The 251-nt window shown below is 70.9% G+C and carries 1 pseudogene; it reads right to left on the minus strand.

Annotation, left to right across the window (positions count from 1 at the left end):
* Nucleotides 1-231, minus strand: a pseudogene (locus FJ658_RS15480) (TIGR01457 family HAD-type hydrolase); the annotation flags it as partial.
* Nucleotides 232-251 lie beyond the last annotated feature (20 nt).

Consider the following 251-nt stretch of genomic DNA (forward strand, 5'->3'; position numbering starts at 1 on the left):
GCAGAACTCGGCCGTCGCGAGCGCCGAGGTCCAGATGCGCTCCTCGGGAACCTCGAGCCCGGACGCGCGCAGCCGGGCGGCGAGGTCGCGTGGCGTGAAGATCGAGTTGTTGGTGAGCACGAGGAACGGGGTGCCCGACTCGACCCACTGGTGGATGAGCTCGGGGGCGCCAGGCAGCGGCTGGTTCTCGTGGACGAGCACGCCGTCCATGTCGGTCAGCCAGCTCTCGATGTGGGGGCGGGCCTCGTGGC

It is taken from the genome of Schumannella sp. 10F1B-5-1 (genome assembly GCF_006517535.1).
In the GTDB taxonomy this organism is placed as follows: Bacteria; Actinomycetota; Actinomycetes; order Actinomycetales; family Microbacteriaceae; genus Schumannella.